Here is a 26,599-nt window from a genome sequence, read left to right on the forward strand (position 1 = left end):
GATTATGTCTCAAATGACTCCTCGAGAAATCGTTCATGAACTAGATGGACATATTATTGGCCAACAAAAAGCCAAACGTGCCGTTGCCATTGCGCTTCGTAATCGCTGGCGCCGTATGCAATTGGATGCCGATCTTCGCCAAGAAATCACCCCAAAAAACATTTTAATGATTGGTCCAACGGGTGTCGGTAAAACCGAAATCGCTCGTCGTTTAGCCAAGCTTGCTAATGCTCCTTTCATTAAAGTAGAAGCCACTAAATTTACCGAAGTAGGTTATGTAGGCAAGGAAGTTGAGCAAATCATTCGCGATTTGACCGATGCGGCAATTAAGCTGACTCGTGAGCAACAAATGCAGCAAGTGCGTCATCGTGCTGAAGATGCCGCAGAAGAACGTATTTTGGACGCACTACTGCCACCAGTAAAAGACGATTGGGATGAAGAAAACAAAAACTCTTCAACTCGCCAAGTATTCCGTAAAAAACTTCGCGAAGGCCAGTTAGACGATAAAGAAATTGAAATTGATATTGCCGCACCGCAGGTCGGTGTAGAGATCATTTCTCCTCCAGGTATGGAAGACATGACCAATCAGCTTCAGGGTCTATTCCAAAACATGGGGCAAACACCATCAAAGCGTAAAAAGCTGAAAATCAAAGATGCGATGAAACAAGTTATCGAAGAAGAAGCCGCTAAGCTGGTGAATCAAGATGACTTAAAAGAAAGCGCAATTGAACTGGTTGAACAGCACGGCATTGTGTTCTTAGATGAAATCGACAAGATTTGTAAGCGCGGTGAAAGCTCAGGTCCTGACGTGTCTCGTGAAGGTGTACAACGCGACTTGCTGCCATTAGTGGAAGGCTGCACCGTTAACACTAAACACGGCATGGTCAAAACCGACCACATTCTGTTTATCGCTTCTGGCGCATTCCAAATGGCGAAGCCATCAGATCTGATCCCAGAGCTTCAAGGTCGTCTGCCGATCCGTGTTGAGTTAGATGCCCTATCTGCGAATGACTTTAAGCGCATTCTGACTGAGCCAAACGCCTCATTAACTGAGCAGTATGTAGCCCTAATGTCTACCGAAGGGGTGAATATTGAGTTTGCTGAATCAGGCATTGAAGCTATCGCTAATGCTGCGTGGCAAGTGAATGAGCGTACTGAGAACATTGGTGCTCGTCGTCTACATACGGTAATGGAAAGACTGATGGAAGAGTTATCTTACAACGCTTCTGATAAGTCAGGTGAAACTTTCACTATCGATGCAGACTATGTCAACGGTCACCTTGATAACTTGGTACAAGACGAAGACTTAAGTCGCTTCGTATTGTAACCGGTAATAACGTCGTGCCTGTCAAGGCAGGCACCCAGTGACTTTGTCTCAACGAGAATTAAAGACACTGGACTCCTGCCTTCGCAGGAGTGACAATGGTTCAATAACTTTTTCCCTACCTAAGCAGGGATAGTGAACTAACAATGGAACACACTCCAAAAGTTACTCATCTCAAACTCAAACGCAAAAGCCGAGTATTAGAAATCGCCTTCGATGGCGGTGAAGTTCATTCTCTTAGCTGTGAATTTTTACGTGTCTATTCCCCTTCAGCCGAAGTACAGCAACACGGAAACCCAGTACTCGTCACCCATAAAAAAAATGTGAATATTTCTGCCATAGAAACCGTGGGGCACTATGCTGTAAAGCTAGTCTTTGACGATGGACACGATTCAGGGATCTACTCTTGGGCTTTGTTGTATCAATTCACAAAAGACTATCAAGAACTCTGGCAAAGCTATTTAACTCGTCTAAAAGACAATCACGGTTCACGGGAAGCATTGATCCCTATGGCGGTAAAATATACGCCTTAACCGAACAAGTATTCAGCTCCCATTAAGCTACCTAGGCTTTATATTAAGACTTTATTTCATCAATATCTGTCATGGCTGATAGAGCACCAGTTATTGTAGCTAATGCGTCTCCAAATTGATATTTTTCACCGTACGATTAAGCCAACTCAACAGCTGTTGATCTTGTAGTTTTAATCCACCGTTAACTATTAATCGTTCGACGTTTTGTCAGTATTAATTACTACTCCCCAAGCCACAATGAGAACTTGGAGCTCTTTTGCTTTACAGTACCAAGGAGCCATACCTATGCGAATAACGTACCATTCCTTGTTAGCTGCTGTTGTCTTAGCAACAATAAGTGCCAGCAGTTTTGGGGCGAGTATTATAGATGTTCAATCTTTACCTTCATTAGCCAGTAGCCATAGTGGCCTTGTTCAAACGCTGCAACTCAACCCTCAGACTTCTTTTATAGCTGGGCATGCTGTGACTACTAATGGCAATCATTTCAATTATCGCTTACAGCAATATTATCGAAAAATCCCCATATATGGCTTCAGCATCGTCGCCACTAAAGATGCTTATGGACACTATATAAAAGCAACTGGATTAGCGGTAAATAATATCGCTCAAGATATTCAATCGATAACCCCAGAGGTGAGTGCAAATCAGGCAACTCAAATTGCCTTAAATAGCTTTCAAAAACTCGCTCATAGCACGCCCGTTTACAGTCATCATCAAAGCAGTAACTTATGGATTTATTTAACTGAAAAACATCGAGCAAAACTGGTATACATCACAACATTTTTATCACTAAAGCCACAGTTTTCTGAACACAAAGCCATAATTGATGCCCATACAGGAAGCATAATAAAACAATGGGATAACACTCATCGTTTTATTCCTATAAATTCAAACTCTTATACCAATCAAAAAAAACAAAAAACGGCTGGGTTTTCTCATATTTCGACATTCAAACTTTCGGACACCCCTTCTAAGGTATTGCAAATCGGAACAGGAGATGGAGGTAATGAAAAGACTGGTAAATATCACTATGGCCAAGAAAATAAACCTTTTCTTAACATCACCCAAAATGGCAGTGACTGTACTTTAGAAAATTCTCAAGAAAAAACTCTCAACTTGCACAATAAAAATTCTGACGACAGTCAAGGCTCTCCCATAACCTATCCATGTCCTGAATACACTGAAGCTACAACCAATGGTGCATACAATGTTGCCAACGATGCACACTTTGCTGCGGATAGCACTGTTAATATGTTCAAACAGTGGCTCAATATTGATCTCAATAACAACACTCAATTCAAAGTTATTGTTCACTGTGATGTTGATTACAATAATGCCTTCATGAATGACGCTAACAGCATTGCACTAGGCGATGGAGATAACAAAATCTACTACCCTTGGACATCACTCGATATTGTTGGGGGTACCATAGGATACATTTTTACCGATAACCACTCTAAATTGGCGTGGGATGGCTCACAATCAGCCGCTATATCAGCTTCATTTACGCAAATCACTGGTGTTGCGGTTAAAAACTTCGTTACAGGTAATGATGACTTCACGCTTGGAAACAACATTATTCGTGATGAAAAAAGCTTTAGAACAGCCATATTTTACCTTGATGACCCAACAAAAGATGGCTCTTCAATCGATAGCGCAACAAAATTTTCTCCCGATAACTTTCCCCAATCCAATGCTGGTGTATTTAATAAGGCCTTTTACACCTTAGCAACCACAAATAACTGGAATATTAAAAAAGCCTTTCAGGTATTTGCAACAGCTAACGAATTATATTGGAACACCAGCAGTAATTTCAAAGATGGTGCTTGTGGTGTAGTTAAAGCAGCAAAAGATCTCAATCTTCCTCAAGAAGATGTCATTAACGCGTTTTCTCAAGTCGATATTAACAATCCATGTGGTTAGCTTAATCCCTAAAAATTCACATTAACACTTAAACAAGCTGAGGAGTCGCAAACTCCTTAGCTCCTATCTACACAACCACATAGAATCATTATTCACATCATTCAGTCAACATTCAGCCCATAAGCGATTATATGAGAGTTCAGGTACTTTTACTTTTCCCTCTGATTCAACCTATAGGAAGTAAGTGCCAAGAATTAGGGTTTAAATAATTTAGCTCTAATGTGTGCAATACAAAATGAATATAGGAACGTACATGAACATTCGTAGTAACATTTTATTTGGCACCATACTCGCCACCAGTCTTTGCCCTACTGTATTTGCGGCTGATATTGTGAACTTGGGTGAGATGGCAACCGTCTCAAGCACAAATCTAACTCAAGACTTCCAGCTCGATGAAGGGACGACCTTTCAAAAGTCTAATACTGCAAAAATCGCCAACGGTAAAACCAAATATCGCCTTCAGCAGTATTATCACGGTGTTCCAATCTACGGCTATACCATTGCAGCCACCCAAGACCAGCTCGGCGCTTATCAGCATATTGATGGTTTAGCTGTCACGAACATCAATAAAAATGATCAATTTGTTAAGCCTAAAATTACCCAGGAACAAGCCCTAAATATCGCCATTGCCAATCAACATATCGCTTTAAAAGCTCAAAATATCGATAATAAGCAAAGTAAACTATGGGTTTACTTGGACGATCAAAATAACCCACAACTTGTCTACATCACCTCTTTTTTTGTTGATTCAGCAACGCCAAGCCGTCCATACACCATCATAAATGCACAAAGTGGAAAAATCATTGACCAGTGGGATGGATTAACCACAGATGAAATTGCCACAGGGCTGGGTGGAAATGAAAAAATCGGTCAATACCAATACGGCAAAGACTTTCCAAAACTGGACGTCACCCAAAATGGTGATGATTGCACCATGGAAAATGCCAACGAGCAAACCTTTGATTATAAACAATGGCATTGGTGGCAGTTGCATCATAAACCCATCAAATTTATCTGTCCTAACCATGATGAAAAAGAAGTCCATGGTGCCTATGGGCCAGAAAATGATGCACACTACTTTGGCGGTATTGTGTTTAAAATGTATGGCGACTGGCTAAATACTCGTCCCATCAAACAAACGCTTCAACTCCGAGTGCATTTCCAACATAATTTAGATAATGCCATGTGGGATGGTAAACGTATGAATTTTGGTGATGGCAGCACTCTGTTTTACCCATTAGTCTCCCTAGACGTTACCTCACACGAAATCAGCCATGGCTTTACTCAGCAGCATTCAAATTTAGCCTACAGGGGTCAATCAGGCGGAATGAACGAAGCGTTCTCAGATATGGCTGGAGAAGCAGCCAAATTCTACGCTTATGGTAAAAATGATTTTATGGTGGGCACCAGCATAGTAAAAAATGAGAAAAAACTAGGTAAGGCTCTGCGCTATATGGATGATCCCACCAAAGATGGTCACTCTATTGGTAGTGCCAAAAATTATAATCCAACACTGAATGTTCATTTTTCTTCTGGTGTCTATAACAAAGCCTTTTATGAACTTGCGACCACCAGTGGCTGGGATACACAAAAAGCCTTTGAAGCTTTTGCGACGGCTAACGAACTGTATTGGAATGCAAGAAGTAACTTTAAAACTGGTGCATGTGGTGTAGTAAAGGCTGCGAAAGATCTTAATTTACCTCAAGATGATGTGATTAATGCATTCTCTCAAGTCGATATTAATAACCCTTGCGGTTAAGTAGAGGTTTACAGCTCGCATTCAAAACAGTGCTCTGCCCTATTGAGCACTGTTTTATAAAGAGAAAATACTTCTTTCTTAACACAGATCAAATTTATCCACTACACCCGATACTCAGCCGGCTGGTTTTATTGTATAACTCGTACATAGCCGTGATAAGCGAATGTCCATTTGCTGTTATACAGAAGCCTCAGCAAACACGGAAATGCACAGTTCTAGCAACTTAACCAAGTCATTAAGAACTCGCATACACTACGCTCCAATGCGACCAGTTAATCCGTAACAGTATTGTTGTCGCCTACTTTACACAACTCAAGTCATACTCATTCAAAGCGTCATATTCACGGCATACGATAGAGTCGTTTCATCAAGCAAAGGACAGAACCGTGAAAAAAGTCATACGCAACGTAAGCATTATTTCCATTACAACAATAGGCTTGCTTTGGTTTACCTATCATTCTTGGGAAAGCAACTTAGCGGACTTTCAATCACTCCAACCAGCACAAAAACCCAGTCTGCAGGTATTAACCTCTCCAGTTGAATACACCAAAATCGAGAATTGGATCCATGCTCAAGGCAAGGCAAGTGCGGTGAAAAAAGAACACTTAGCCTTTGAAGTCGATGGAAAAGTATTGGAACTGGGAACTCGTGCTGACGGTAAAACCTTACGAGAAGGCAGTGTAATAAAAGCCGGACAGCTCCTCGCTCGACTGGATGATATGGACTATAAGCAACAAGTCAATATTGCCAATAATAACTACATCGGTACCCAAAACAACGTATCTTCCGCACAAGCGCAATTAACAAAAGCGAAAGCCAATCTCACTCTTGCGAAAAAACACTTTGACCGCTTTTCAAAATTACAAGCCCAAGGCGTCAGCTCAAAACAAGCTTTTGATAATGCACAAGCATCGTTAACCGATGCTCAAGCAGAGCTTAAAGTGGCACAAGCTCAGCTCAGTGCCAACCATGCTCAGCTATTAGCTGCACAAAACACCTTGTCTCAAGCCAAACTGAACTTGAAGCGAGCTAGGATAATTGCTCCATGGGATGGCAAAATCGCTCGCCTCAATATCCGTAAAGGTGATTATAGTGGTCCCTTCTCACTTAATTTAAGCAACGCCACCCAAATGGATGCGACCTTTCCCATAACAGTCATTGACGATACTCAATACCAAGTCAGTGTCGAAATCCCAAGTGCCGCCGCCCTTCAATTAGTAGAAGGGGATAAAGCAAAAATTCGAACCGTCGATACCGCCAAACAAAATCAATACCAATGGAACTCGGCTAGGGTTTACTCAGTAGCACCAACACTCAGCCCAGAATCTCGTAATATTCGAGTAGTCCTCAGAACGGTCCAGCAAAAACAAGATCTGTTGGATGGTGAGTGGAGTGATGTCAGCATTCTAAGTGAAACCAAAAAAGCACTGGTGATCCCAATGCAAGCGGTCATATACCGCGATAACAAACCCACTGTCTTTACCGTCAACTCTCATCAACAAGTATCACAGCGTAGCATTGAATTGGGGATCCGCCAGCAAAACCAAGTCGAAGTCATAAAAGGACTGAGCAAAGGCATGTTAGTCGTTACCGATGGCAAAAAACGTTTGACCGAAGGCGATACTGTCACAGTGCTCAATCAAGCTGGAGTACATCATGACTAACAAAAGTAGTACCCAGAAGCTGTTTCACTCGATTTTCGTAACTCCCATTTTAGGCATCTTATTGGTGCTTTTGATCATTGCAGGCGGCCTTTTGGGCTACCACGGCATGATCAAAGAAGCGCTACCTGATTTGAAAATACCCATCGCCTCAGTAAGTGCCCAGTGGCATGGCGGTATCGCCTCAATCATGGAACGAGAAGTCACCGAAAAAATCGAGGCAAAGATCAAAAATATTGAGCATTTAAAACGCTATTCCAGTGGCTCCTCATTCGGTAACTCAGATCTTATTGTTGAGTTTGAGGCTAACGCCCCTCTTGAATCATCAATGAGTAAATTGCGTGATGCCGTTAATGATGCCGCCGCCGATTTACCCGATAATGTTAAAAAGCCAAAAGTAAAAGTGCTGTCAATTCGCAGCGCCCCCATTGCAACTTTTATGTTATTTGGTGATGTGTCCAAAGAGCAGTTAGACATCATCAGCAAGCTGCTGAAACAAAAACTGCAAAAAATCAACGGCATTACCCGAGTCAACATACTTGGAAACCAAAAGCGTTATGCAAAAGTACAGTTTATTCCTGACCGCTTGCTCAGCTACAACATTTCTCCAGCCGAAATTGGTCGTATCATTAACCTGCACGACACCGATTATCCTCTAGGGGTATACAGTGGTCGTGAAATGCCGCTCAACATCAAAAGCCAAACCGCCCTGTACAACATCAAAGACTTACAAAATTTACCGATTTTGCGCCAACAAAATGGTCATTTAGTCCGTCTAAAAGATGTGGCTCACGTAGAAAAAGCCATTTACCAAACCAATACTGAAACCTATTTCAGTGTCAATGGTGCGGCTTATGGCAAAGGGGTATCTTTGTCATTAGTTAAAGGGCCTGGTGAAGACACCATAAAACTGGTTAAAGAAGCGAAGCATATTTTTAACCAAGTAGCTCAAAGTGAGGCATGGCCTAATACCATGCAATTTAAGATCATTTCAGATAATGCGGAAATCATTCAACAAGAGTTAGATAAAACGCTCATAAACGGAATGCAATCGGTTGCGGTGGTGTTTTTGGTTCTGTTCTTTTTACTGACTTGGCGTGAGGCCACCGTAGCAGCCTTGTGTATTCCAATCACTTTTCTGGGCAGTATTTTCGTTCTTTGGCTAATGGGTTTTACCTTTAATGTGATGATGGTTATCGGGATGATTTTAGCTCTAGGGCTACTTGTGGATGACTTTATCTTGATGATGGAAGGGATCCACGAAGGTTTGTTTAAACAAAAAATGAGCTTTACTGAAGCGGCAAAGTTAACCATTAAAAAATACGCCATTCCTTCTTTCGCAGGGACGTTAACGACGATTATTATTTTCATTCCATTGGCGAGTATCTCTGGAATTGATGGTAAGTTTATTAAAGCTATTCCTGTCACTGCCGCGGTATGCTTAACGGTTTCTTATATTGTGTCATTAATGGTCTCCGTCCCTTTGTCACAATTTTTACTGTCTCGCCGCAACAAAGAGCATGAACCCTTCATTGATAAACTCACCTATCAATTGGAAGATAAACTACAAGGTTTCCTAACCAACCATATCACCCACAATGATAAAGCATCCTACAAATGGCTGGGAATTAGTTCACTCCCTATCGTTCTTGGTTTTCTGCTGATGTTATTACTGCCAGTGACTTTGTACCCGCTCTCCGATGGTCGAAATATGGGGATCACCGTTGAGCTACCGATTGATTATAAATTGGATGAAACTCGGCAAGTCGCCAATGATTTCAAGGAAATCTTAAGAAAAAAACCTTACCTTTCTTCAGTTTTATTAACGGTTGGGCAAAGAGATTTTATTTTCGAAGGCTCATCGGAAGATCGATTAGCCCTGAGTCAAAAGCCAAGCTTGATTGGCTTTACCCTGCTATTTAAACCCAAAGACCAGCGAGAAAAATTGGCCTACCAATACGTTCCTGAGATCCGTGCAGAGTTTGAAAAAGTGTTGGCACACATTCCGGGAAACCGCTTATTCATCACCGCAGAAACCGGTGGTTCTTCTAATGAAGATCCTCTGCAAATCAATTTAACTGGCACCAATATTGAAAAACTGGAAAAAATTTCCTCACAAATACAGCAACGGTTAAAGAAAATTGACGGACTGATCAATGTTCGTGACAACCTTGGACAAACAACAACCGACGCAACGATTATTCCGAAGCGGGAAGTTCTCAATTACTATCAATTGTCGGAAGCTGATTTTAACCGCCAGTTGTCCTCTTACTTAGGCGATTACAAAATCACAAAATTAAGAAGTGACAAACCCAGTGATGATATTGAAATTCGAGTAGAGCCGTTTTGGCAAAGTAAAGGCAATCGTCATGGCGGCCCTGAAAACTGGCGAGAGTGGCAAAGTATTAAGATCAAAACACCGAATAATCAATGGATCCCAGCCACTGAATTGGCAGACATCAAGTATTCTCAGGCTCCGATGACCATCACAAGGAAAAATGGACAACTGAACGTTACCATTGCGGCGCAAACATTTACTTTAACGTCGCAAGCCATGCAGCAACAGATCAATCCAATCTTACAAGAGTTAAAGAAACAATGGCCTACGGGATATCATTATAAATGGGCTGGAGAAGTTGAGCTGGCTCATAACACCTTTGGCAGTTCTGAAAAAATCTTCGTTATTGCGATGCTGGCGGTATTTTCGATATTGAGCTTACAGTTCGGCTCATTCAAACAGTCTTTGATCATTTTAGTCACGACACTCTTTGGTGTGTCAGGGGTCTTTATTGGCTTCTTTATCATGGCATATCCGCTCTCTTTTCCCGCAGTAATTGGCATAATTGCCCTAGCAGGGATCACGGTCAATGATGGCATCGTGTTGGTCGATACCATGAACAAGTACAAACAAAAAGGCATGCCATTATCAGAAGCCGCAGCACGAGGAGCCGCCGACAGGATGCGCCCTATAGCCAGCACAACCATCACCACGTTAGTCGGTCTACTGCCATTAGCGCTAGCTGACGAAGCGTGGCGCCCCTTATGCTCTGCCATTATTTTTGGAGAGTTACTGGCCACAATTGCCGCCATGATTGCAGTGCCTGCGCTATACAGAGTATTAACAACTGAAGATCTGCAACACTCTCAACGGGAACTGGAGCCTAATATTGAATAAAGCCTAAACGTCACCCAATTATGCCTTGCAAAAAACTGACTCAATAGATAATAACCCGTTATGTTATGCGTTGTTTTCTGCGAAAATGAAAGCAAATAACAGTAAATAATGAGAGCTCATTGTGAATTCCAATACCGCAACCCTGCTTGCCACTCGCCGATTTAACGGTATGGCAGGTGAACCTCTTACCGAGAAACCCCAAAACTTCGATGATGCATGGGCACTTCAGCAGCAAGTCACACAATCCTATTGCCAGTTAGCGCAAACCCAAGTTGCGGGGTGGAAATGCGTACTCCCAACCAAAAGCACCACTATGTTGGCGCCATTATTCGACAACACCATCTATGACTTAACATCTAAATGTGCCGTGTTTGAAACACTTAGCGAACCAATGGCTCTAGTCGAGCCTGAAATCGTAACAGTGTTTGATCGCGATCTGCCTGTGCGTGATACGCCATATACTGAACAAGACATCGATAATGCCATTGGTAGTACTCGTTTAGCATTAGAGTTGATGCAAAGTCGTTATCAGAACCCTGATGATGTGACTTATTTTGAAGCTTTCGCTGATGGTTTACTCAATCAAGGAGTATATTTGGGGCCAGAGGTCAATATCGATCTATCAATAGAAGCCATGTCACAATTTCATCTAAAGATTACTTCCTCAGAAGGAGCCACGCTAATCAATCGGATTGTAACTCACCCCAATAACCATCCAAGAATTGCCGTCTATTGGTTAGTCAACTTCTTACGTGAACGTGGCATTGAGATTAAAGCTGGCATGAAAGTCATTACAGGCTCTTATGCTGGCATCGTAAAAGTGCCCTATGGCAGCCCCGTCAGCTTTACATATGGAGAACTGGGCTCCATGACAGTAACTTTTACCAAAAAAAGCACTGATTAATCTTCTTCTACAGGGATATACACATGCTGAGTAAAGTCGTAGCGATAAATCATACCATTCCATTGATATACGACTTTACCATCTTGCTGAATGACTTTCGCATTCGCAGGTAAGTGAGTTAGCGCTGAAGTCGTTGCATAACTCGACGTGACCGCTTGTGATTGAACGACGGGTTCAGGCACGGGATCATGCACAATAACGGTTCGAGTTCTCGTTGGCACATACGCCAACGGTATCACAACATGTAAATGAGGCCTGCCCCAGTATGGCCCATGCCACCATGGACGTGGCCAAGGTCGATATACTCGAGGACGCACAATCACTGGATATGGATACCAATGGTGATGGTGGAAATGATCATAATGAATATGATGAGCAGGAATGATTTTAGGCGCGTGATGATAAGAATGAAACGCCGCACTCACTTTGACATGATGATCACGAACGCTGACTTTAGCGTGATCGCCATGCGCTTGTGCCATTACTGGTAGAGTCACCACTAATAACACTGCAAAAATTGATTTATACATAAGTCTTTCCCCTTATGCATCAAAGACTAGCAATGGTGTCATATAGCTAAAATAGCACATCACAACTGCTAGCTTGATAAGTAAATGATATTACTATTTCGACAACCATTTTGAGTAATTGTCCCATTAAACTTGGTTAATTCTTATTTAAATAAAATTTGATGTAACGCACAAAAGCGAAAAATGCTATAGTTCGCGGCAGATTCCCTTACTTAGATGCTTGGATTTATGAGTTTTAAGGACTTACGACAATTCATTGATCACTTAGAAGCAAATGGCGAACTTAAGCGCATTGCTCATCCTGTCGATCCACATTTGGAAATGACAGAAATTGGCGATCGCGTACTCCGAGCAGGAGGTCCTGCCTTACTGTTTGAAAATCCTGTAGGTAAAACCATGCCTGTACTGGCTAACTTATTTGGCACACCCAAACGAGTGGCTATGGCTTTGGGTAAAGACGACCCACTGGAATTACGCGAAGTTGGTGAGTTACTGGCATTTTTGAAAGAGCCTGAACCACCCGCAGGCTTTAAAGATGCGTTAAGTAAGTTACCCAAATTTTCTCAAGCGCTCAAAATGCCAACCAAATCCGTTAAGTCGGCAAAATGTCAGCAAGTAGTGATCACCGGTGATGATGTTGATCTGAACCAATTACCGATACAGCACTGCTGGCCAGGGGATGTTGCCCCCTTAGTCACTTGGGGACTCACCATCACTAAAGGGCCAAATCAAAAACGCCAAAATCTTGGTATTTATCGACAACAATTACTGAGTAAAAACAAGCTCATTATGCGTTGGCTCGATCACCGAGGTGGCGCCTTAGATTTTAAAGATTTTAAAGAAAAGCATCCCGGCGAAAAATACCCTGTTGTTGTAGCATTGGGCAGCGATCCAGGTACCATTTTAGGCGCTGTTACTCCGGTCCCTGATACCATGAGTGAATACGCCTTTGCAGGCTTGTTACGTGGTGAGCGTACTGAGGTGTGTAAAGCATTAAGCTGCGACTTAGAAGTCCCTGCCACCAGCGAAATCATTCTTGAAGGATATATCGATCCTGATGAAGTAGCCGAAGAAGGCCCATACGGTGATCACACGGGTTACTACAATGAAACTGAGTTTTTCCCTGTTTTCACAGTAACTCACATCACTCATCGTAAAGATGCCATCTACCACAGTACCTATACGGGTAGACCACCCGATGAACCCGCTATGTTAGGTGTGGCACTCAACGAAGTGTTTGTGCCGATTTTGAAAAAGCAGTACCCAGAAATTGTGGATTTTTATCTGCCACCTGAAGGCTGTTCATATCGCATGGCTGTGATATCGATTAAGAAACAATACCCTGGGCACGCCAAACGCGTGATGATGGGCGCTTGGTCGTTCTTACGTCAGTTTATGTACACCAAATTCATTATTATTGTTGATGATGATGTCAATTGCCGTGATTGGAATGACGTGATTTGGGCGATCACCACCCGTATGGATCCAACTCGTGATACTACGATGGTCGACAATACGCCTATCGATTATTTGGACTTTGCTTCACCCGTAGCGGGACTTGGTTCAAAAATGGGTATGGACGCCACCAACAAGTGGGAAGGTGAAACTACCCGCGAATGGGGAACCCCCATTGTCATGGACAGTGACGTAAAACAAAAAGTAGATGAAATTTGGGAGCAGCTGGGACTCTGATAAAGCGAAGCAATCACTAACAATGTTTAATACTTACTTTTGAATAATAACAACACAAAGGAACAATGCACCGCCGTATGAACACCCTATCTTGTCAGGTAACCCGTATTACCCCGTTTAACGATTCTGTCTATCAGGTCATTTTAACGCCCTCTGAGCCATTCGACTTTAAAGCGGGGCAATATCTGTCCGTGGTTATGGGCGAGAAAGACAAGCGTCCATTTTCGATTGCTTCAGCGCCACATCAAGCTGAAATTGAACTTCATATTGGTGCCGCGGTTGCTGAAAGTTACCCTATGCAAGTGATTGAACGCTTGCAGGCGTGTTTAGCCAATCAAGAAACCATCGACATTGAAGCGCCTGCTGGGAATGCGTTTTTACGCTCAGAGCACACCAGACCCCGCTTATTGATTGCTGGTGGTACAGGATTTTCCTACATCAAAAGCATCATAGAGCAACAAATCGAAGAGCATAACGACACGCCAGTGACGTTTTATTGGGGATGCCGCACTGCTGATGCCATGTATTACCACGCTATTGCACAAGACTGGCAACAAACTTACCCTTGGTTAACCTTTATTCCTGTCGTAGAAGAAGCCGATGAACATTGGCAAGGTAAACAAGCTAACTTACTTGAACAAGTTAAAATGGATTATGCAGATGTTGCTGACTACGACATCTATATTGCTGGACGGTTTGACATGGCAGCCGCCGCTCGTGATATGCTTAGAAGCTTGAATGTAAATGAACAGCACCTTTATGGCGATGCATTTGCATTTTTGAAATAAGCAAACTAGAGGCCGTATATGGTCTCTAATCATCATTGACATCGAGAGAAAAAATAGGAGTATCTTCTTGCGCTAATAATCTACGTGTTAGCTTCTGTTTTTGCTCTTCTATTTTCTCACGCCTACGTATTTCTTCTTTATTAGCTTTTTTTATGGCCTCTAGCTCTCTTGAGACTTCTCTTTTATCCTCTTCCTCTAACTGATCAGCATCCGTCATATCAGCTTGTTCAAATAGACGCTCTATCAACACAGGTTCAAGATGGGTTTTAGACTCTTTCTTCAAGTCCTTATGCCAAGCTAGTTTGGCTTCTAACCCAATTTGTCTCTTTGACTTCTTAGGCCCATTTCCCATTTCTTTTCGACAATTTCGCAACTGATGCTCTACCGTTCCTGTAAATTCAACCCCCATAGGATTATATGTTTCAAATGCTTTGGCGATCATACACGCCGACATAAGATCGTAATCCTCACTGACAATAACCACCTGATCAAAGGCTCTGCCTCTTTTTATTTCTTCTTGGGTTATAGAACGATCTAGAGCAGGGCTGAACCTTCTTTCCTCAAGCCGCTTATCAGCCTTCTTTATATACTCTGCAGTAATCCCCGCGACTTTAGCTGCTACAGCTTTATTCCGATTTAATATAGGGTCATTTTTAGAGGGGGAAACATACCCTTGCAAACAATCATAGCTAGATTTCGATTTGATACCATTTTCCTTCAAAAACTGTTCTGTATTTTCGAAAATTTGTTCACTGTCGTTATAACCTGGATAAGTGGTCACAATACAGACTTCATCTCCCGAATCTTTAATATCTTTCAACATCTCTTTAGCGCCTGGTACAAGATTTTGGATTTTCTCTGCAGGTATACCTGACTTTTGATTTTCAGTCATATCAGGGACAAGTACCTCGACTCCCAATTGAGGCTCATCTATATAGTTACGAGTCATTAATACATCTTCACAGAAAAATACCCACAATCGCTTTTGCCCGGGGTCTTTATCTATAGGCATATGTTTCAATTCAGTAATCGAATAAACATTTAAGCTGCCTTTCCTTTCAGTTCGTTTTGCCGAGCTTATTGGCGTTGCTCCTCGCGATGCTGCCCCCAAAGGACTAACCGAACCGGAACTCGAATCTTGCTCTCTTTTAGCTGCTCGTAACTGTTCTTCTCGCTCAGAATCGGCTAAGCGATCGGGGAATTGAATTGGAAGAATTGCTGGCTGTTGATTATTATCTCCTTCTTGTGAATCCTCAAGAAGAACCACCTGTCCTCGGACTTTCTTCTTAGAGCTTGGTGGTGGAGTTTGACTACCACTACTGCCTGATTGAGGTCTTTTCTTTTTCCTACGCTTTCTATGACCTCTTGAAGAGCTGCCTGACGCTGATGTTCTTACTGAATCCGTATCTGAATCTCGCTGTTCATCCCCCCGACTGGAATCAACGCTCTCTAGCTTTTTGAATTCCATCTTCGCTTCTTGGTCTAACACTTCTTTTACTTGAGCCAAAGAAACCCCTGCTACCTCTTCTTGTTGCGCAGAGGCGATTAATGCGGGAGAAGTGTTACTTTCTCTCCCCTCGACATCTTCTTGGGGGTCAGCTACAGGCAAAGGTAAATCTGAGGTAAAAGGCGATGGCGAACGAGGAGGAAGTATAGGGGAAGGACTGGCTGAAGTTTGTGGAATAGGAAAACCCATACTTGCCGAAACATCAGTATCTTCATGATGAGTTTCTTCAGAATCCTTTACCGTTGGCGCCAATGCTGTTGCTTGGGATTCATTTGGCTTACTACTTTCATTTTCAGAAACAGGAGGTGTCACTCGGCTCAACTTTGGTGAACTTTTTAAAGGTTGGGCTTGCTTTATGAGACCATCAACCATAGCCATATAAGTTGCATCTACTTTTACACTTTCAGTTGGGCTTACCTGCTTAGAGGCTGCTGAACTCAAAAAGTTACCTTGAATCGTTCCATATAGCTTCGTTTCGTTAGTAACACTTTTATTGATAAGGCTAAACCATGCTTTCTCCTCAGCCGTTGTTTTTCGTTTTACGCGCCTTTTTAAATTGAGATTCCTTGGTGGTTCAGGTAACAGCGCTTCTTTTCTCATCATTAACAAAGCGAGTGCATCTTTGCTGCTCACACATTTTTCGGTTACCGCTTTTTTATACACATTAGTCAGAGAGCTTGCATACTTATTTTCATCTTCTTCTATATCTGCTGTATCAAACGTTAGCAATCCTGTGTCGTCCATTCTAACGAATAACTCCATTTCCCCTATTTGGTCTTCTTGCTCGTCAACCTGAGTACGGATGCGTACAAAAATACTGGTTATATTGGTATCCTTTTCCTCAAGTAAAGACTTTGCCATATCCCTTATGTGATCAACCTGCTCGGTGGATAAGGGTAAAATTTGGTCTTTAACCCAATATAAAGTGATGAATGTGGGGTAATCTGTGGGCTTGGCACTTACTTGGTAAACATCTGTCAATTGCTTAGCATAGCGAGCTGCTTCGTGGTCTGTATGACTTCCTGCTCCATCATAGGTAAAAGTTACCTTGTCATCAGCATGTGTTACAGAAAATGTATAATTTTTAGTGGTAACACCAGCGACATCAATACGTAACTGTACGGAACCGTTTTGAGCTTCTGACTCCAATTGTTGACGCAATGTGGGCGATAAATGGTGAAAGCCATCGTAATAACATCCCAGCCTAACTAATTGCGTTTCTTTTGAAGCCATATACCCCCCTTCTAACTTAGCATTCTCACTTAAATGGAATGACTTGCTTTATAAATAACTATAACCACATAATGTCGCTCAAAAGTTAAATAATGTAACCTATAAGTTAAAATTGATTCATTTTGTATATACTCCTGATACCTGAAGATACATTTTCAGGTATCACGAGTATTTTCGCTGACTTTGATAAACCTATCGGCGATAATGCCGTTTTGAATCTTACGGCATGCCACAGTCACTAAGGTAATCTCAATGCAATTACGACACATCAACGACACTTTATATCAACAACTTTATCGTGACATTTCTCAATTTCGCAGCACCTTTGATTTGCCTATAGAAGCACCGAGTACCCTAAACGAACAAACTGATACTCTTCATTCCTCACTTATCATTGAAGAATTAACTGAGCTAGCTCAAGCAGACTCACTCGTCGAGCAAGCAGATGCTATCGTCGACTCCGTGTACGTTTTAATGGGGCGATTGGTTCACCTTGGTATAAAACACCCTTCAGACAAGCTTGAAATCAGTTATTTTATTGACGTATTACTGGCCGTTGCCGCAAACCTTGAAATTGACTTTATTCGGTGCTGGAATGAAGTTCATAGCAGCAACATGAGCAAAGTGTGTCAATCAGAAGAAGAGTATCAAGCTACTGTCGCCTTCTATTCTGAGCAGGGCATCACCTTAACCGCCACCCATCAAGGTCATTACATTATTGCTAAGTGCGCTGAAGATACATTGATTGATGGTAAAATGATCCGTCAAGGAAAGGTGCTTAAAAACGTAAATTATAGAGCCGCGAACCTTCAATCTTGCTTGTAATTTATGGGGAAATTAAGCCTAACGTCATCATTTGAAACAAAACGTTTAATATCAAATTAATCAGTTAGCGATAAGGGGAAGGACGTTTAAGTCTTTCCTAAACTCGCAACAAATCCCTTAGCCATTGGCAATCTATCACCTGTAACGTATATACCAGCAACATTCTTAGTCTTTCGTTTAAGATGCATAATTGCGGCCCTGAGCTGGTCAAGATTATCACCAACAATCGTGATTTTCGCTTCTCCTTCCTCATCGTTGAGAGACCGATATAAATTTCTGATGGCATCGGTTACAGAGAACGTCAAACCATATAGTGCCCAATATTGATATCCATTCTTCTTATCCTCCGTCAGCGCAACTTTTTGTTCTCTTAATACTGCAGCTACGGAATCCTGATTTTTTTCATCACACAAGATAGTAATATGTAGTTGTTTCGATTCACGCAATGCACGCTTATGCCAACATTTAAAACAATTATTGGTCTTAGGTGAACTCGTCGGTATCAGGCTATACCTTCCATTTATCTCACGCTTAGTCATTAAGGTATCACCAATTACAACAATTAAATTGTTAGTTGCAAGAACCAGTTTATCTTCCACATCCGATAGATTGCTCACTCGAGTCATATATCCGCTAGCAAACAAATCATTCCCATCAATCACTTCTCTGAGTGTAGCTCCATCTAAACTTTGGGTTACCTTATCTCCCGTGCTCCCTTTTTTCTTTGTCTTCTTCTTTGATCCCCTCAAAACAACAGGTTCATCTTCCGAGCTACTACTCGATAATTGTGGAGGAAAACTTACAGGCGTAACGGCTTGTGCTTCGGTAGGAACCGCAGCGACTTCAAGCCCTGAACTCTCAACGGTTTTATTCACAGTGCTTGATTCTAAGCCTTCCTGATTTGGGGCCCCCTCTTCTGGCATAGGAACCCAAACAAAATCACTAAAGGAGTCACTACGGGATAATCTAGAGGCCTCAGGTTCGGGTTCAGGTTTACACTTAAGAGAGCTCTCTGTAGAGGATACAGCCTGCTGCTCTTTCGAAGTAGATTGAGTATGAGCTTGGCTTAGTAAACTCGAGTTTTGTTCTTGGAAAGTATGACTGTCACTCGATGCACACAGACTTTGCGAAGATTGAGATTCGTCACTAAAGTGCTCTTCATCCAGCTTAAGCATATCTTCTGGTTTAATAGGATCTGTAGCCATTGTAGTGATAGTGAATGTTTGTGAGCGAGCCTGCTCATTCGCTCGTTCTGATTTATCTTTATCGTCAGATGGCTTTGCAGGTGTTGATTTCGTTCGAGCTTTGGTAGCTTTAAGAGCTTTGATATGAGGAGTAACATCTGATTTTGAATAGAGTCGATAATTGTCGACACTTTTTCGATAAGCCTCGTCTAACATTTCAGCTTCATTTTTTGAACTACAAGGTTGACTTGAAGCACTATGATATGCCGAAAACTTCACCCCATAAACAGAACCTTTATCGATAAAGACTCGATAACCCTTTTTATCAACAGACCACCCATGAGCTGATTGCACCTTAACAGGCATAATTAAAGTAGCTCCTCTCTCAGGGTCAATCTCAGCTGGCAATTTATTAGCAAAGGCAATAAGCTGCTCCTCCGAGAGCATCGAATAACTATGCTGTTGTATAACATGATGAAAAAAGGTCTGAGTAAGTGCTTTTGGTCCTGCCATACCTACCTCAAATACGGGCTCTTAAGTAATTTAAGCATCAGCACTTATTCTAAGGGTGTATTTAACATTAATTTAAATTTAGCCCACTACCAACCTTAGTTAATATTAAAGTAAAGCTTAACCAATCGGTGATTACTTTAAATTGATATCTCCCTGTCTCAATAATCTGAACTTGATTATCGGCTTCATTGATCTCCGCAGTACGCTTTAACTCTACGGTTCCTTGAGGTAATAGCTTTCGGCTCGTTACAGCAATAATGGCTTCCCCATCTTTAGTAAAAAGTTGTAATTGATACGTACCTTTAACCAAATGAAACTCAGTAACTAACTCACTGTCATTTAGAGCTTTAAATCCCTTTATCTGTCCTGCAATTCCAAGTTGACTGTGTTCATACCTTCTCTTATTTTCTAATCTGTTTTCTTCAACATACTTGGTGTCAAGTGCTAAATTACGCCGAGTAACTCCTTCGAAAACATTCGCTTGGTGCGCAGCTCGCAGTTTTAAATTACCACTTTGAAATTGACCACTGCCTGACTCACTGCCACTGTCTCCTGAACTTGGATGTCGAAAAAAAGCCAGTTCAGTTTCGTCAGCTTCAGCCTCAAACGGCTGTGAACTGGCCAACTGCTTTGACACTTGATAAATACTAAGTTGAGCGTTTAAGGCTTGGCATAGAGGAGCATCTGAATCGATGTAATCTTTTAGCGTTAAAGGCTGCGGTCCTGTTCTACGAACGAGGAAAGTAATAGTACGAGATACTCCATCGCCTTCTTCAAAACAAAGGGTCACCTCTGGCTGCTGAGTAATCGCTTGTTGTAAAGCCTCAAGCTCAGACTCCAGCATCTGAGCAAGAACGTTATGGGTGGGATCCCACTTTAAATGGTCTTGCCCCAGAGTTGTAGTACTGCCTAAAGACATAAGCTAACTTAATTATTGATTTACCAAAGTGATAACCAAAATCTAAGATAACATCAAACTAAAACGGGTTTACTTCAGCTTAAATTCAGCAAAAATCAAGCTTATTATTCAGGTATTTGGCCGAATTTACTCATCTAACTTTTATAAAAGATACCCTACAACTAAAGCTATAAACATGGCTAAACCAGCCCAATTATTATTAAGAAAAGCTTTGAAACAGTTTTGGCGATCACGATCTTTAATTAAATATTGCTGATAAACGCCAAAACCAATAAATGCCAGTAGACCTAGAAGGTAAACGTCCATTTGTCCGTGCTGGTGACCAGCCATGGCAAACCCAAATAAAGCGAATACTTGTAAAACACCTATGATGAATTTATCCCAATCGCCAAATAATATCGCGGTCGATTTAACCCCTATCTTCAGATCATCATCTCGATCTACCATGGCATACATGGTGTCGTAAGCCACAATCCAGCACCAGTTACCAAAGAACAGCCACCAAGCTTGTGCAGGTAGCTCACCATTAACAGCGGCATACGCCATTGGGATTGACCAACTGAACACTATCCCTAAAAACAGTTGCGGTAAATTAGTGACGCGTTTTAAAAATGGGTAAATCACAGTCAGAATGATACCCACCACAGCAAGTTTGAGTACCAATGTATTTAAAAAAAGCACCAAACCAAATGCCAATAAGGCCAACATTCCGAAGAGCCCTAACGCTTCTTTTGAGGTCAACTCGCCACTTGCAAGAGGACGGTTCTGAGTGCGCTTGACCTTGCCATCGACTTTTCTATCAGCGTAATCATTAATCACGCAGCCACAAGCTCGCATGATAAATACACCAAGAGTAAAGATGACGATTAGAGAGAAATCAGGAACTCCACCAGCAGCAAAAAACAGAGCCATTAAACACGGCCACAGCAATAACAGAGAGCCAATTGGCTTATCCATCCGCATTAGACGCCAATAGGCTGAGAGTTTTTGTTTCATTACAGTCCTTCAAAGTCTATTTACAAAAACGCCATGCATTACAAGAGAGCAATAGCGCGATAAAACAACCGACCGTTACAATCCTTCTAATTTGGCTATCATTACTTTTAGTTTCTTTACGCCATAATCGTCAAAATTGACTCTAACACAAGCTTGTTCGCCCATGCCTTCAAGCTCTAACACCTTACCTTCACCGAACTTTTTATGCCGAACACGCTGTCCCTCGCTTAAACCGCTTTCATGGTTTTGGGTAAAGCTTGGCTTCGGAGCTTGAGTTTTTTGATTGCGTTGTGATGAACTAAAACCTGAATTGTAACCCGAACTAAAACCAGAACTGAAACCAGAGCTAAACGATGGTTTAGGTTGAGTCACCTTAGTTTTCATGCGGATCTCATCCACGTATTGCTGAGGAATTTCTTTAATGAAACGCGAAGGACGGCTGTAATCTTCACGACCATAAATTCGGCGAGATTCAGCATGGGTAATGGTGAGTTTTTGCATCGCTCGCGTCATGCCTACATAACACAAACGACGCTCTTCATCTAAGCGGTCACCTTCTTCCAATGCCATCTTGCTTGGGAATAGCCCTTCCTCAACCCCAGCCATGAATACTTGTGGAAACTCCAAGCCTTTGGCTGAATGAAGCGTCATCAACTGCACCGCATCAGTAAAGGCATCGGCTTGCCCTTCACCCGCTTCGAGTGCCGCATGGGATAAAAAGCCGTTCAGCTCACCCATATCCTCTAAATCTTCTGGCAACTCAAAAGTTTTCGCCGCCGTCACTAATTCTTCTAAGTTATCAATTCTGGCTTGGGCTTTTTCGCCTTTTTCTGCTTGATACATGGTTTTCAAACCAGAATCTTGGATCACGGTATCCGTCATTCGATATAAAGGCATATCCATGGTTTGTTGTTGTAATTCAACAATTAAGTCCATAAAACCACGAACCGCATTAGAGGCGCGAGCTGCGAGCATTTTCTCGTCTAGCACTTTTATGCTGGCTTGCCATAGCGTCATTTGTTCTTGCCTTGCGGTAGAACGTAAAATATCAAGGGTACGATCACCGATCCCACGGGTAGGCGTGTTCACAATACGCTCAAAAGCGGCATCATCGTCTTTGTTCGCCATCAAGCGTAAATAGCTCATGGCATCTTTAATTTCTTGGCGCTCGAAGAAGCGTAAACCGCCATAAATACGATACGCTAAGCCTTTGTGCAATAAGGCTTCTTCAAGCACCCGTGATTGAGCATTAGAACGATACAAAATGGCACAATCCGCTAAACTGCCACCGTTATCTTGCCAGTCAGCAATGCGGCTAACGATATAACGAGCTTCATCCATTTCATTAAAAGCACAGTAAAGGGCAATTTTTTCGCCTTCAACATCTTCTGTCCATAAGCTTTTACCTAAACGTTCACTGTTATTGGCAATCAATTCATTTGATGCGTTAAGAATGTTGCCTGATGAACGATAATTTTGCTCAAGACGAATGGTTTCGGCGCCATTAAAGTCATTTAAAAAACGGTGTAGGTTTTCAACTTGTGCGCCGCGCCAACCGTAAATCGACTGATCGTCATCACCAACGATCATCACATTGGCATTGTTGCCAGCAAGCACTCGGATCCAAGCGTACTGGATGGCGTTAGTATCTTGGAATTCGTCCACTAAAATATGCTTAAATCGGTCTTGGTAATGAGCAAGAATATGAGGTTTATTGAGCCACAGTTCATGGGCTCTTAATAAGATCTCTGCAAAGTCGACCAAGCCAGCACGGTCACAAGATTCTTGATAAACCTCGTAGATTTTCTTCAGGTTTTGCTCAATCGGAAAAATGGTATTTTCAATGTCCTTTGGGCGCAGACCTTGGTCTTTTTTACCATTGATGTAACCTTGAGCTTGGCGAGGCGGATATTGTTTTTCATCTAGATTCAGACTTTTTAAAATACGCTTAAGCAAACGCAGCTGATCGTCAGAATCTAAAATTTGGAAGCTTTGCGGTAAATTGGCATCTTGATAATGGGTGCGAAGCAAACGATGGGCGAGACCGTGAAAGGTGCCAATCCACATACGGCTCATATTGGTACCCACGACATGCTCAACACGCTCACGCATTTCAGCGGCGGCTTTATTGGTAAACGTTACAGCCAAAATCGAATACGGGCTTTGCCCAAGCTGTTGCATCAACCATGCAATACGATGAGTCAGTACTCGAGTTTTACCACTGCCAGCTCCCGCTAACACCAACATATTAGATAAAGGTGCAGACACTGCTTGCGCTTGTTTATCGTTGAGACCGTTTAATAAAGAAGATGGATCCATGCTCGCCTCCCAAAATCAGAGAGGCGATTGTATCAAAGAACCATGAGAGTTGTCTTTGTGAAGGAAAAAACGCCAGTAATCACTGGCGCTTATAATAGAAGGGAGTTAATTAGCCGCGTTGTCCCATAAAGGGGCGTTGACCACCAGCCGCAGCGGCTTTTTTGGGTTTTGACGTCACATTATTATTGAGATTATAAAGCTTTAAATCCCATTCTTCTGCTGCTTCTATGAGTTCACCCACAGAGTCTTTAATGAATCCTTTTGGCTTTCCAGAAATGATAATATTGCGATAAACAGTGACATTCTTACACTCAGGTAAAATGCCAATACCGTAACCGCCACGGAAAGGTTCGATAGCACGTTCGCCAAAAGCGAGCATAAACTCTTCAGGTACATTTTCAGGAATCGTGTTATTGGTGGTGACCGATAAACGAAGACTCATTTCTTGATGGTCTCGGTACGCTGATAGGGATAGTACAATCTTACGACCCTCTTCTTCACGCGATAACTCACAGGTCAATACATTGTCATCACCAAAGGTGATACCCTCAATACCTAACTCAGAAAACGCTTCTTCAAAAATATCCATTGGTTCACCGTAATTGCCTAATTATTTGAAAACAGACACGCTAACTTCAAGCCTAGTCAAGCTACTTGAAAACGCAAAATGAAAGGGCTTATGAAATACAATATGCCCTAGGGGCTGTTTATCTTTCTAGATGATTTACGCTGTCTTCGATGCTTTTGAGCGCTTCCTGTTCTGCGTTGTGATCAATTTACTTAGAATGCTAAGCTTCATTGCTCACGTCTTGAACAGAAAAGCGCTCATATAGCACAAAATTTCATCCTGAAAGATAAACAGCCCCTAATATATTTTGCGCTGACATTGTTACGATTCGCAACATTTGAAGATGAAATTTGCTTAATGTTTCACCTTCAAATTGCACCGTTATTTTTTCTGTAAATCAATGTGCGTTAGCCATTGCTCAAAGTCCATTATGTTTCCTGGCAATATCACTCGGTTACCTTCTTGGCTTAACGCCGCAAACTGCCTGAAGTATTGCTCCCCTAGTTGCATCCGCAATGCATTTTGTCCACCCGGAGCAGAGATCACTTCAGCAAGGCGTTCTATCGACTCTGCGGTTGCTTTCGATAAGGTTAAAATTTCTTCAGCTTTACCTTCGGCTTCATTGATCCGTTTTTGCATTTCACCTTCTGAACGATTGATCATTTCCGTTTTGATCCCTTCAGAGCGATTAATTCGACTTTGCTTGTCACCTTCACTTTTCGCTAACACGGCTCGGCGTTCACGCTCGGCATTAACTTGCATTTCCATGGCGTTTTTAACAGTGTCAGGTGGTGTGATGTTTTTGATTTCATAGCGGTGTACTCGAATCCCCCACAATGCGCCGGCTTGATCCAATACTTCGACCACTTTTGCCGAAATCACGTCACGTTCTTCAAAGGTTCTATCTAAATCCAACGTACCTATCACTGAGCGGGTGGTGGTTTGCGCGAGCTGAATGGCCGCATAGCGATAATCGGTGATCCCGTAGCTGGCTTTAACTGGATCAATAACAGACATATAAATCACGCCGTCGACTTCGACTTTAACTTCATCACAAGAAAAACACTCTTGTGGTGGTACGTTGATGGTTTCTTCTTTTAAGTCGTGAATGTAAGCCACTTTATCCACAAATGGGATCAAAGCATGAAAACCCGCATCTAACGTACAATGGTATTTTCCAAGCCTTTCTACAACATAAGCAGACTTGGTCGGTACTAAACGGATAGATTGAAATAACTTGAGGATGAACATCAAAAACAGCAGTCCCCAAATCACCATGATGATGAAATCTTGATTCACTTCAAAGTTCATTACCCTTGTCCTCCCTGCTTATTCATGGTGGCACTCACTTGATCCATCCCTTGGAAAAAACCTTCAACTTTAGCGATTTCAGTGGGGATCACTGACACTTGGGTATTATCTAAAATATCACCCACTTGCTTAATAAATTGCTCTTTTAGCAGCATGTTCATGGCATCGTTACCGCCGTTTTTTGACAAGGCTTCTGATACTTTCGCCATACCTTCAGCTTTAGCTTTGGCGACAATGGCAATTTCTTGCCCTGTACCGATGGCTTCATTGATGCGCTTTTGTTTTTCACCTTCTGATAAATTGATGGCTTCTTGGCGCTCACCTTCTGATAAATTAATGGTGGCGGCTTTTTCTGCATTGGCTAAGGTAATTTCAGCACGCTTTTGACGTTCGGCTTCCATTTGCTTCTCAAGGGTATGGATCACGTGATAAGACGGAGAGATATTGCGAATTTCATAACGCAGGACTTTAATGCCCCAAGGCTCAGACGCTACATCGATTTCTCTCACAATGGATTCATTCAATTTCTCTCGCTCAGCAAAGGTTTCACTTAGCGTGAGTTTACCAATCTCCGATCTCATGGTGGTTTGTGCAAGATTCACCGCCGCTCGACGATAATCTTCAATCCCATAACTGGCAAGACGACCATCCATGACTTTTAGATACACCAAACCATCCACTTCTAATTGGGTATTGTCTTTAGAAATACAGCTTTGGGTAGGAACGTCCAGCACTTGTTCACGGGTATCGTGACGATAGGCGGCACGGTCTAAAAATGGAATAAGGAAGTGAAACCCCGGTTGCAATACAGTGCGGAACTTACCTAATCGCTCGATCACAACGACCTCGCGCATCGGTACCACCAGCATCAATTTGAATAAAATAAACAGCAGCACTAATACTGCTATCGTAAACGTCAGCATAATTAATTCCTT

Annotated in this window: 19 protein-coding genes; 10 read left to right on the plus strand and 9 right to left on the minus strand. The window is 42.2% G+C overall.

All coding sequences use genetic code 11. From position 1 onward, the window contains the following. Nucleotides 1-4: 4 nt before the first annotated feature. The 7 genes from hslU to E2H97_RS16105 all read left to right on the plus strand — a co-directional run bounded on the left by hslU (nt 5) and on the right by E2H97_RS16105 (nt 11,279). Complete coding sequence (hslU, locus tag E2H97_RS16075) at nt 5-1,327, plus strand: ATP-dependent protease ATPase subunit HslU (protein ID WP_133408078.1); 1,323 nt, start codon at nt 5-7, stop codon at nt 1,325-1,327. 143 nt (nt 1,328-1,470) lie between these two features. Next, on the plus strand, nt 1,471-1,857 hold the full coding sequence (locus tag E2H97_RS16080; protein ID WP_133408079.1) for a gamma-butyrobetaine hydroxylase family protein: 387 nt from the start codon (nt 1,471-1,473) through the stop codon (nt 1,855-1,857). A 285-nt stretch (nt 1,858-2,142) separates the two neighbouring features. Further along, nucleotides 2,143-3,780 (plus strand): M4 family metallopeptidase, encoded by a 1,638-nt coding sequence (locus E2H97_RS16085; protein ID WP_170308333.1) that lies wholly within the window; start codon nt 2,143-2,145, stop codon nt 3,778-3,780. Between the two features lie 253 nt (nt 3,781-4,033). Beyond that, a complete protein-coding gene (locus tag E2H97_RS16090; RefSeq protein ID WP_170308334.1) occupies nt 4,034-5,539 on the plus strand; it encodes a M4 family metallopeptidase in 1,506 nt (501 codons plus the stop codon). 386 nt (nt 5,540-5,925) lie between these two features. Then, nucleotides 5,926-7,203 (plus strand): efflux RND transporter periplasmic adaptor subunit, encoded by a 1,278-nt coding sequence (locus tag E2H97_RS16095; RefSeq protein WP_170308335.1) that lies wholly within the window; start codon nt 5,926-5,928, stop codon nt 7,201-7,203. Continuing rightward, a complete protein-coding gene (locus tag E2H97_RS16100; RefSeq protein ID WP_133408083.1) occupies nt 7,196-10,375 on the plus strand; it encodes an efflux RND transporter permease subunit in 3,180 nt (1,059 codons plus the stop codon). The genes E2H97_RS16095 and E2H97_RS16100 overlap by 8 nt, the downstream gene beginning before the upstream one ends. Before the next feature lie 121 nt (nt 10,376-10,496). Continuing rightward, complete coding sequence (locus tag E2H97_RS16105) at nt 10,497-11,279, plus strand: hydratase (RefSeq protein WP_133408084.1); 783 nt, start codon at nt 10,497-10,499, stop codon at nt 11,277-11,279. Here the strand turns inward: E2H97_RS16105 and E2H97_RS16110 are convergent. After that, a complete protein-coding gene (locus tag E2H97_RS16110) occupies nt 11,276-11,809 on the minus strand; it encodes a hypothetical protein (RefSeq protein WP_133408085.1) in 534 nt (177 codons plus the stop codon). The two genes, E2H97_RS16105 and E2H97_RS16110, sit on opposite strands and share 4 nt — an antisense overlap. Before the next feature lie 228 nt (nt 11,810-12,037). On the opposite strand from E2H97_RS16110, the gene ubiD reads away from it, so the two are divergent. Together ubiD and fre are read left to right on the plus strand one after the other, a co-directional pair. Then, nucleotides 12,038-13,501 (plus strand): 4-hydroxy-3-polyprenylbenzoate decarboxylase, encoded by a 1,464-nt coding sequence (ubiD, locus tag E2H97_RS16115; RefSeq protein ID WP_133408086.1) that lies wholly within the window; start codon nt 12,038-12,040, stop codon nt 13,499-13,501. 77 nt (nt 13,502-13,578) lie between these two features. Beyond that, on the plus strand, nt 13,579-14,289 hold the full coding sequence (fre, locus tag E2H97_RS16120) for an NAD(P)H-flavin reductase (RefSeq protein WP_133408087.1): 711 nt from the start codon (nt 13,579-13,581) through the stop codon (nt 14,287-14,289). A gap of 25 nt (nt 14,290-14,314) precedes the next feature. Here fre and E2H97_RS16125 read toward each other — a convergent pair whose 3' ends face one another. Next, a complete protein-coding gene (locus E2H97_RS16125; RefSeq protein ID WP_133408088.1) occupies nt 14,315-17,029 on the minus strand; it encodes a hypothetical protein in 2,715 nt (904 codons plus the stop codon). Between the two features lie 252 nt (nt 17,030-17,281). On the opposite strand from E2H97_RS16125, the gene E2H97_RS16130 reads away from it, so the two are divergent. Next, nucleotides 17,282-17,854: a nucleoside triphosphate pyrophosphohydrolase family protein gene (locus E2H97_RS16130; RefSeq protein WP_133408089.1), complete on the plus strand. Its 573-nt coding sequence runs from the start codon at nt 17,282-17,284 to the stop codon at nt 17,852-17,854. An 86-nt stretch (nt 17,855-17,940) separates the two neighbouring features. On the opposite strand, the gene E2H97_RS16135 is transcribed toward E2H97_RS16130, so the two are convergent. The 7 genes from E2H97_RS16135 to E2H97_RS16165 form a co-directional block, all read right to left on the minus strand. Next, nucleotides 17,941-19,551 carry a hypothetical protein gene (locus E2H97_RS16135; protein WP_133408090.1) on the minus strand — a complete coding sequence of 537 codons (1,611 nt, stop codon included), beginning with the start codon at nt 19,549-19,551 and terminating at the stop codon, nt 17,941-17,943. Nucleotides 19,552-19,618: 67 nt separating this feature from the next. Next, nucleotides 19,619-20,470, minus strand: a complete 852-nt coding sequence (locus tag E2H97_RS16140; RefSeq protein WP_133408091.1) for a hypothetical protein — start codon at nt 20,468-20,470, stop codon at nt 19,619-19,621. A 141-nt stretch (nt 20,471-20,611) separates the two neighbouring features. Beyond that, a complete protein-coding gene (gene ubiA / locus E2H97_RS16145) occupies nt 20,612-21,466 on the minus strand; it encodes a 4-hydroxybenzoate octaprenyltransferase (protein ID WP_133408092.1) in 855 nt (284 codons plus the stop codon). 75 nt (nt 21,467-21,541) lie between these two features. Beyond that, nucleotides 21,542-23,785, minus strand: a complete 2,244-nt coding sequence (uvrD, locus tag E2H97_RS16150; protein WP_133408093.1) for a DNA helicase II — start codon at nt 23,783-23,785, stop codon at nt 21,542-21,544. 109 nt (nt 23,786-23,894) lie between these two features. Next, the gene (locus E2H97_RS16155; protein ID WP_133408094.1) at nt 23,895-24,374 is read right to left on the minus strand and encodes a hypothetical protein; all 480 of its coding nucleotides are present in this window, start codon (nt 24,372-24,374) and stop codon (nt 23,895-23,897) included. A 360-nt stretch (nt 24,375-24,734) separates the two neighbouring features. Next, nucleotides 24,735-25,664: an SPFH domain-containing protein gene (locus E2H97_RS16160; RefSeq protein WP_133408095.1), complete on the minus strand. Its 930-nt coding sequence runs from the start codon at nt 25,662-25,664 to the stop codon at nt 24,735-24,737. Continuing rightward, nucleotides 25,664-26,587, minus strand: coding sequence for an SPFH domain-containing protein (locus tag E2H97_RS16165; RefSeq protein WP_133408096.1), 924 nt, complete (start codon nt 26,585-26,587; stop codon nt 25,664-25,666). The genes E2H97_RS16160 and E2H97_RS16165 overlap by 1 nt, the downstream gene beginning before the upstream one ends. Nucleotides 26,588-26,599: the final 12 nt, after the last annotated feature.

The sequence above is a fragment of the Parashewanella tropica genome (genome assembly GCF_004358445.1).
Classification (GTDB): Bacteria; Pseudomonadota; Gammaproteobacteria; order Enterobacterales; family Shewanellaceae; genus Parashewanella; species Parashewanella tropica.

What these genes read in the sequence shown, in the direction of transcription:
- E2H97_RS16100 (WP_133408083.1), top strand. Translation starts at nt 7,196, where the DNA reads ATGACTAACAAAAGTAGTACCCAGAAGCTGTTTCACTCGATTTTCGTA.
- E2H97_RS16165 (WP_133408096.1), bottom strand. Translation starts at nt 26,587, where the DNA reads ATGCTGACGTTTACGATAGCAGTATTAGTGCTGCTGTTTATTTTATTC.
- E2H97_RS16130 (WP_133408089.1), top strand. Translation starts at nt 17,282, where the DNA reads ATGCAATTACGACACATCAACGACACTTTATATCAACAACTTTATCGT.
- ubiD (WP_133408086.1), top strand. Translation starts at nt 12,038, where the DNA reads ATGAGTTTTAAGGACTTACGACAATTCATTGATCACTTAGAAGCAAAT.
- E2H97_RS16125 (WP_133408088.1), bottom strand. Translation starts at nt 17,029, where the DNA reads ATGGCTTCAAAAGAAACGCAATTAGTTAGGCTGGGATGTTATTACGAT.
- E2H97_RS16080 (WP_133408079.1), top strand. Translation starts at nt 1,471, where the DNA reads ATGGAACACACTCCAAAAGTTACTCATCTCAAACTCAAACGCAAAAGC.
- E2H97_RS16160 (WP_133408095.1), bottom strand. Translation starts at nt 25,664, where the DNA reads ATGAACTTTGAAGTGAATCAAGATTTCATCATCATGGTGATTTGGGGA.
- E2H97_RS16110 (WP_133408085.1), bottom strand. Translation starts at nt 11,809, where the DNA reads ATGTATAAATCAATTTTTGCAGTGTTATTAGTGGTGACTCTACCAGTA.
- fre (WP_133408087.1), top strand. Translation starts at nt 13,579, where the DNA reads ATGAACACCCTATCTTGTCAGGTAACCCGTATTACCCCGTTTAACGAT.
- E2H97_RS16090 (WP_170308334.1), top strand. Translation starts at nt 4,034, where the DNA reads ATGAACATTCGTAGTAACATTTTATTTGGCACCATACTCGCCACCAGT.
- E2H97_RS16135 (WP_133408090.1), bottom strand. Translation starts at nt 19,551, where the DNA reads ATGGCAGGACCAAAAGCACTTACTCAGACCTTTTTTCATCATGTTATA.
- hslU (WP_133408078.1), top strand. Translation starts at nt 5, where the DNA reads ATGTCTCAAATGACTCCTCGAGAAATCGTTCATGAACTAGATGGACAT.
- uvrD (WP_133408093.1), bottom strand. Translation starts at nt 23,785, where the DNA reads ATGGATCCATCTTCTTTATTAAACGGTCTCAACGATAAACAAGCGCAA.
- E2H97_RS16155 (WP_133408094.1), bottom strand. Translation starts at nt 24,374, where the DNA reads ATGGATATTTTTGAAGAAGCGTTTTCTGAGTTAGGTATTGAGGGTATC.
- ubiA (WP_133408092.1), bottom strand. Translation starts at nt 21,466, where the DNA reads ATGAAACAAAAACTCTCAGCCTATTGGCGTCTAATGCGGATGGATAAG.
- E2H97_RS16140 (WP_133408091.1), bottom strand. Translation starts at nt 20,470, where the DNA reads ATGTCTTTAGGCAGTACTACAACTCTGGGGCAAGACCATTTAAAGTGG.
- E2H97_RS16085 (WP_170308333.1), top strand. Translation starts at nt 2,143, where the DNA reads ATGCGAATAACGTACCATTCCTTGTTAGCTGCTGTTGTCTTAGCAACA.